Below are 7,282 nucleotides of genomic sequence, written 5' to 3'. Positions count from 1 at the left end.
ATATTATTTTATTCGAATTCGTATTTTACGTCGCCTAATAAGTATACAAGTATTATTATGCCTAGCACTATTCCAACTATGCCAAGGGCGATTATGTTAAGTATTCTAATTATAATGGTCAGGTAATATCCCCACTTCTTCATGTAGAGAAGACCACTACTGGCAATAAGATGTACAAACGCACCGACCAGAACAGCCACAACAGCCAAATGATAATAGATGACCGAAGACATGTCGTTAATAGCCACACTCAAACCCATAAACAAGTAATAGATTCCATATTCCGGTATGTAGTACACTAGGTTAAGGCTGAAGAATAAGTTCGTGTATATTGAGTTAATATAATTCGCCACATAATAAATCTCAAACATAACCCCAGCTGTTAACCCCAGCACCGCCGTAATAATAAAAAATATAGCTATTACAGTTACGCCCAACGGCCTGTAAATCTTCATCAAACCTATCCACCAATCACCATTCAATAACGAATAGTTACATATCCAATTCCTATTCCAAATATTAATATTCTCAAATTTTATTTTTACTTGCGATAAACCCCATAACTTTTGGTGAAATCAGTCATAGTCTTCACATTTTCGGGCTTTGCCTCATCCGGTATCCCGTTAACTGCACCGTCCATTATGAATCCGCCACCCTCACCAACAATATCAATAAGCCTTTTACAATATTCCTCCACTTCTCTAGGTGACCCGGTGCAAAGCAGCGAGGCAGGCACATTACCCTTAATACAAATTACATCACCTATAATCTCCTTTGCTTTGAAAACATCCGTTCTGTCGAAGTGGCCAATTATTTTTCCTTTCGGCAGCCCCCTAAGATATTCTAATCTTGGTCCATAATCACCCTCAAAGAAGGGCAATGGAGTTAATCCCACTTTTATTAATTCCAAAAATATTTTTTTAAGACTGGGCCAATAGAACTCTTCAAACTGCTCCTCGGACATAAAACCCGCAGCACCCCTATGAAGCGGAATAAACACCCGACTGTTTCCACCCCCCTTAGCAGCAGAAATCGCTCCCCCTATCTGGCCAGGCGTTAACAAATCAATTAAAGCCAAAAGTTCTTCTGGATTCTTGTACATGTCAAGGCTAGATCCCTTGAATCCTCTGAGAAACTCGGATATAATGTCGAAGGGAGACTGGGCAAAAGCTATAAAAAGTATGGGAAAACCAGCACCAGTTAATTCTCTGTGTAGCTCAGATATTTTAGAAGACCATTTGTTCATTTCTCGTCCCGCCATTATAAGGGCTTCCATGGATTGGGCGAAATCCGGGGAAGAAGCTGCCAGAGCCGCGGTCCGAAAAATGTTGTAGCCCCTAATCAGTAAACTGAAATCTGGGAAACTGCTAAACGACTCCAGGGCACCAGCAAACCTTGGCAAAAGTTTCCTTACCACAAACTCCCCCAAATTCCCCAAAATTTCCTCGTATTCATCTACCTTCATATACTCATCTTCAACAAACTGAAATGATACATCATTCGGTAAACCGTGGCCCGGCCATCGGAAGAGTTTCAAATCAAGCAAATCAAAAACTTTCCCCGGCAACATTATATGAGCCGGCGGAGCGGCATCCCACTCAAAACCCATAACAGTTTTTTTCCAAGCATCAGCCAAACGATCATACTCGTACATCGCCTCTCTGCAAGTAAGCCCTCCGTACCGGGCGGGAAAAAATTGAGCATAGGGAGCCACAGGAACTCGGTCCGGCTCCTTCAAACTAATGGCATCATTAGTCCTCTGTTCTCTCTCCCTTAACAGCTCTTCAGGTAATTCCAAAATTCAGAACACCTCGTCAAATCAGTATTAAGCATAAACTATTCTTAACACAGCTTAATAAATAGGACAATAGGATATATGAATAATTTTTCGCGTATGCTCAGAAATAAAACAAAGTGGAAAATCAAAAGAATAAAAAACATTTAAAAGTCTTAAGTAGTATTCCCGATTATACATAGGCTAAAAAATCGTTTGAATACGCTTTTTTTGCTTATTTTTAAAATATAGGAGTTTACAGTTATGCCAATTAAGAAAGGAGATAAAGTAAAAGTTGAATACACCGGAAAATTAGATGATGGAACCATTTTTGACTCATCAGAGGGAAGACAGCCGTTAGAGTTTGAAGTGGGTTCTGGACGCATAATAAAGGGTTTCGATCAAGCAGTCATGGGAATGGAAAGAGGAGAAGAAAAAGAGTTTAGCATAGAGCCAAATGATGCTTACGGAGACCACGATCCGGATTTACTCAAAAAAATTCCAAGAGACAAACTTCCCGCAGAAGCAGAGGTTGGTATGATGCTTATGTTAAAAACTCCAGAGGGAGTACAAATACCTGCAGAAATAACAGAAATAACAGATGCAGATGTTACTATTGATTTGAATCATCCATTAGCCGGACAAACCTTAAACTTTAAGATCAAAATCGTAGATATATCTTAATTTTTTGGTATTTCCCAATTTTTTTCGTCAAACATTTCCTAAAACAAAGCAACAAGTCCAATTCCGCCAGAGATAAAAATCATTATTTCGAGACAATGGAACATTTATCCTACTACTGATTTAAAAAAAAGAGGATATAGAAAAGGAATCTAAATTCTTTAAGCAAATGTTATTGCCTATAAACTCCGTACTTGAAAGTGGCTTCGGTCATAGCTTTAACATTTTCAGGTCTGGCTTCGTCTGGTATGCCGGATACCGCTCCGTCCATAATGAAGCCTCCGCCTACCCCGACTATTTCTATTAGTTTTTTACAGTACTCTTCAACCTGTACTGGGGTGCCAGCACATAGTAGTGAAGGGGGTACATTTCCCTTTATGCAGATGGTGTCCCCTATGACTTCTTTAGCCTTGAAAATATCGATGTTGTCGAGGTGTGCTATTGTTTTTCCTCTTGGAAGTTCCTTGAGATATTCCAGTCTTGGACCATAGTCCCCTTCGTAGAAAACGTATGGAACCTGCCCATTATCCACTAGTGCTAATATTACTTCTTTGAGGGTTGGCCAGTAGAACTCTTCGAACTGGGCATTTGACATGAATCCTCCAGCACCCCTGTGTAGTGGAATAAAGACTCGTGGGTTTCCGGTCATAGCGAATGTTGCTTGACCATACTTTATCATTTCAGGTACCAAGATCTCGCAGGCTTTTTTAAGCTCTTCAGGATTTCGGTACATATCAAGCATGGCTCCTCTAAAGCCTCTTAAGAATTCAGAAACTACATCGAAAGGTGCCTGTGTCATATCATTCCATAATCCAGGAAAACCGAGCGCAGACAACTCCATGGTTAATTTAATCTGTGCATTAAGCCAATCCATCGCCCGCTGACCGGCCTTAACTATGGATTCAAACATTTTAGCCAAATCTGGAGAAGCCCAAGTGAAGCTTAAATTTAAAAGTAGATTATACCCGCAAACACCTTGCAAAATTGAGGGAAGATTCGCTAAGGGCTCAAAGGCTTTGCCAACTCTGGGAAGCCACTTTCTAATCATAAATTCAGTGGGGTTTTCTAGAAACTCTGGGTACTCATCAGCAGTCATACGCTCCTCCTCCGCGAACTGGTAAGGAACATCGGTGGGTAGACCTCCAATTTCGCCGGGCCATTTCCAGAGTTTAACTCCCAAAGTGTCAAACATTGGTTTCGGGAATATGCCTCCCATACCCATATGGGTGTCCCACTGATATTCTATGTACATTTTTTTAGCTATTTCGGAAACCTTGTCGAAGTTTGTCATCGCCTCCTCAACCGTCATTCCGCCGTAACGAGCAACAAAAAAGCCCCCAATCAGAGGTGCGATTGGAACCCTGTCAGGCACCTTCAGAGCAATAGCATCTTTAAGTCTTTGTTCTCTTTCCTTATACAATTCTTCTGGTGATTTTGGCAATTTTCTCATCCTAACAAGCGTTATTATCTAGATTTATTGTGTTTTATTTTCGGTATACTCCAAAGGTTTTAGTTACTTCAGTCATTACTTTCACGTTTTCTGGCCTAGCCTCATCAGGTATTCCTAGAGCTCCTTCAATCATGAATCCTCCGCCCTCGCCCACCTCATTGATGAGTCTTTTGCAGTACTCCTCCATCTGGGCGGGTGTGCCGGCGACGTATAGTGATGATGGTATGTTTCCCTTGAGGCACAACCTATCTCCGATTTCCTCCTTGGCCTTGAAGATGTCAGCTTTATCCAGCCATGCTATGATTTTTCCCTTGGGAAGTTCTTTTAGAAAGTCTAGACGAGGTGTATAGTCACCCTCGAAGAAGGGCATAGGTTGTAGACCCGCATTGGCAACGTCAAGTAACAGCTTTTTCAGGCTTGGCCAGTAGAATTCAGCGAATTGATCATTACTCATGAAACCCCCTGCTCCCCGATGAAGCGGGATGAACACTCGGGGATTGCCATACATTTGAGCCATGGAGATTGCCGCTTGAGCCTGATAGGGTTCTACTAATCCTATTAGGTGTTTTAGTTCTTCCGGGTTTCGATACATGTCAAGCATCGCACCCCGCATTCCCCTAACATAGTCAGAAACCACATCGAAAGGAGACTGTGCAAAAGCATTCACCTGTATGGGATAGCCCAGACTTTTCATTTCTCCCTCATAACCCATTTGTACACCCATCCACTGCATAAGAGCCTCACCCGCTTTCTTCAGATCCTCTATAGCCTGTGCGAAGTCTGGTGAAATCGCAGTCATGGGAATTGTTAAAACTCCACCCAAGCCCATGAATGAATTGATTTCAGGAAGCGTTTTGAGAAATTCGAAGATACCGAAAACACTGGGGAGATATTTTCTGATTATAAAATCTCCCGGATTAGCGAGAAATTCTGGATAATCTTGTGCCTTCATATGCTCAATCTCAACGGCTTGGAAGTTTACATTATCTGGGAGATCCACCCCGGGGATCTTTAATATCTTTAATTTCAAAGCTTTGAAAACGTTCCCTGACATCATGGGTAACATTGAGGGGGCCATATCCCAATCGAATTCTATAACTGTTTCCTTAAAGGCTTTCGCTGCTCTCGCGTGGTCGAACATGGCTTCCTTAAAACTCAATCCCTTATACCGAGCTGGCCAAAAGTTAACGAAAGGACAGAGCGGAACTCTATCTGGCTCCTTAATTGCTACGGCATCGTTCCATCTCTGTTCTCTCTCTTTAAAAAGTTCTTCTGGTGATTTCGGCATATTTTTAAGCACCTACCCATTTCTTGGCAATGGCCACAGCTTCCACAGCATCTTTACCGTAAGCGTCGGCATTCACGTATTTTCTTATGGTCTCGTCCATCTGGCCACCGCCGATCATAATCTTTACCTTGTCCCTCAGACCGGCTTTTTCGATTTCTTTAATGGTTTCCTTCATAGAATCATACGCAAGTGTTAGGAACCCGCTTAAAGCCACGATATCTGGATTCTCTGTTTTTATTGCTTCTACGAATTTTTCTTTAGGCACATCCACACCCAGGTCTGTAACATCGAAACCATTTGCATCCATTATGAATTTCACCACATCTTTCCCAATGTCGTGGATGTCTCCGAACACCGTTCCCAGTACAATCTTACCCAGACGCTTTACCTCAGAGCCCGCCTTCAATTTTGGTTCTAAGATTTCCGCAATCTGTCTCAGAATCTCACCGGACATGATTAAATCCGGAAGGAAGAACTCTTTTTTCTCAAACTTATCGCCTACTTTGGCCATAGCTGTTCGGACCTGGTCTAAAATTTTAAGGGGATCTTCACCAGCATTTACCTTTTTCCGAACCAGATCTACAGCCTTCTTCTCATCAAGACTCACAATTAATTTAACTAAATCTTCGGGCAAAATATTCTCCTCCAAAATACGAATTTTATATTGACTTTCATTAGTGTTTATTTCTAAGTTATATTTATCTTTATAGTAATAAAATTATCCTCGAAGTTGTTAGTGAATATTATAAATTTTTGATAATAGGATAACTTATCCTACAATATATTAAGTTTAAACTAAGAGAAGTAAATAGAAAAATTATATATTCCCTACAAGCTTCGGTTCTAATATACACTCAATAATCCAATCAAATTTCGTAGGAGAAACAAAAAATTGCATCAAGATCTAGACGGAAAAATCCAAAAACTAGTAGAACTAGTAAAACAATCCAGCAAGTGCGTGGTACTGACAGGAGCCGGAGTCTCCACCGAGAGCGGCATCCCCGATTTCCGTGGACCAAACGGAACCTGGAAAAAGTACGACCCCGAACTATCAACCGCTAGTAGCTTCGTTTTAAAACCCCACCAGTTCTGGTTCCTCGCCATGCAATTCGCCGGACCCCTCATGCGCGCAGAACCAAACCCCACCCACCAAGCCCTAGCAGAACTCGAAAAACTGGGACACATAACCTGCATAATCACCCAAAACATCGACGGATTACACCAGAAAGCAGGCAGCCAAAACGTTATAGAGCTACACGGAACCGCCTGGAGAGCAGTATGCGTAAACTGTGGAAAAAAATTCCCATGGCAATACGTCATGGATCAAATGGTTCCCATGTGCTCCCTAGTACCCAGATGCATGTGGTGTGGCCACATACTCAAACCGGACGCCACACTATTCTTCGAAGAAATTCCCCAACAGCTCTACCAGCAGTGCCTAGACCAACTCGAACACTGCGACCTACTCTTAGTGGTGGGCTCAACACTCCTTGTGGAACCTTCAGGAAGTTTCCCAGAAATGATCAAAAAACAGGGAAAAAAAGTAGCTATAATCAACTTGGAAAAAACATGGTTCGACGAAAACTCGGACATCGTAATCCACGGAAAAGCCTCAGAAATACTCACTAAAATCATCCAAGAAATAAAAAAGTAGATTAAGAGATTTTTCAAACATTGGCGTCTCATCTGATGGTGTTCCACATATACCATTGACTGAACAGCATAAGCAATATAGCGGGTAAAAGAAGAAAGTTAAAACTCAACAAGCCAATAGGTAAAATCCCTGACAGGGTAAACAGGTATAAAACAATAATAATGAATACCAAGTAATGACTTGTGTATAACAGAAAAATTGCTATCCGCTCTTTTATTGAACCATTCTTAATTATTCGTTGTATTCTGTTTTTTGCCTCGCCATAGGTCTTATACTGTTCTGAGGAGGGCAACTTCCAGACTCTAAAAGTGGTCAGCAATGTTTTAAACTCCGCATCTTTTGCCAGACGGAAAAGAAGAAAGTTAAATGGCCCTGCAATTAAAAACTTTCAATCTCCGTAGCTGGAGAACGGTTTTTGCAAGGGTTGTATCATTT

General features: G+C 41.5%; 7 protein-coding genes. 2 read left to right on the top strand and 5 right to left on the bottom strand.

From position 1 onward, the window contains the following. Positions 1–8 precede the first annotated feature (8 nt). Together ACUVXA_RS13525 and ACUVXA_RS13520 are read right to left on the bottom strand one after the other, a co-directional pair. Positions 9–455 (bottom strand): hypothetical protein, encoded by a 447-nt coding sequence (locus ACUVXA_RS13525; protein ID WP_445871805.1) that lies wholly within the window; start codon positions 453–455, stop codon positions 9–11. A gap of 86 nt (positions 456–541) precedes the next feature. Beyond that, complete coding sequence (locus ACUVXA_RS13520) at positions 542–1,798, bottom strand: uroporphyrinogen decarboxylase family protein (RefSeq protein WP_445871804.1); 1,257 nt, start codon at positions 1,796–1,798, stop codon at positions 542–544. A 240-nt stretch (positions 1,799–2,038) separates the two neighbouring features. Between ACUVXA_RS13520 and ACUVXA_RS13515 the strand changes: the two genes are divergently transcribed. Continuing rightward, on the top strand, positions 2,039–2,458 hold the full coding sequence (locus ACUVXA_RS13515; protein WP_445871803.1) for an FKBP-type peptidyl-prolyl cis-trans isomerase: 420 nt from the start codon (positions 2,039–2,041) through the stop codon (positions 2,456–2,458). A gap of 169 nt (positions 2,459–2,627) precedes the next feature. Here ACUVXA_RS13515 and ACUVXA_RS13510 read toward each other — a convergent pair whose 3' ends face one another. Genes ACUVXA_RS13510 through ACUVXA_RS13500 form a run of 3 tightly spaced genes read right to left on the bottom strand, consistent with a single transcriptional unit; the run spans position 2,628 to position 5,827 of the window. Further along, positions 2,628–3,896 carry a uroporphyrinogen decarboxylase family protein gene (locus ACUVXA_RS13510; protein ID WP_445871802.1) on the bottom strand — a complete coding sequence of 423 codons (1,269 nt, stop codon included), beginning with the start codon at positions 3,894–3,896 and terminating at the stop codon, positions 2,628–2,630. A gap of 43 nt (positions 3,897–3,939) precedes the next feature. Continuing rightward, positions 3,940–5,193, bottom strand: coding sequence for a uroporphyrinogen decarboxylase family protein (locus ACUVXA_RS13505; RefSeq protein WP_445871801.1), 1,254 nt, complete (start codon positions 5,191–5,193; stop codon positions 3,940–3,942). A 4-nt stretch (positions 5,194–5,197) separates the two neighbouring features. Next, the gene (locus tag ACUVXA_RS13500; protein WP_445871800.1) at positions 5,198–5,827 is read right to left on the bottom strand and encodes a cobalamin B12-binding domain-containing protein; all 630 of its coding nucleotides are present in this window, start codon (positions 5,825–5,827) and stop codon (positions 5,198–5,200) included. A 258-nt stretch (positions 5,828–6,085) separates the two neighbouring features. On the opposite strand from ACUVXA_RS13500, the gene ACUVXA_RS13495 reads away from it, so the two are divergent. After that, the gene (locus ACUVXA_RS13495; protein ID WP_445871799.1) at positions 6,086–6,847 is read left to right on the top strand and encodes an SIR2 family NAD-dependent protein deacylase; all 762 of its coding nucleotides are present in this window, start codon (positions 6,086–6,088) and stop codon (positions 6,845–6,847) included. Positions 6,848–7,282 lie beyond the last annotated feature (435 nt).

It is taken from the genome of Candidatus Jordarchaeum sp., assembly GCF_052745115.1.
Note: the sequence above shows the minus strand (reverse complement) of the source record. Positions and strands in the feature narration are given on the sequence as shown.

Bases quoted from the DNA above. Each gene is read 5' to 3' on its own strand.
- ACUVXA_RS13525 (WP_445871805.1), bottom strand. From the start codon at position 455: ATGAAGATTTACAGGCCGTTGGGCGTAACTGTAATAGCTATATTTTTT.
- ACUVXA_RS13515 (WP_445871803.1), top strand. From the start codon at position 2,039: ATGCCAATTAAGAAAGGAGATAAAGTAAAAGTTGAATACACCGGAAAA.
- ACUVXA_RS13505 (WP_445871801.1), bottom strand. From the start codon at position 5,193: ATGCCGAAATCACCAGAAGAACTTTTTAAAGAGAGAGAACAGAGATGG.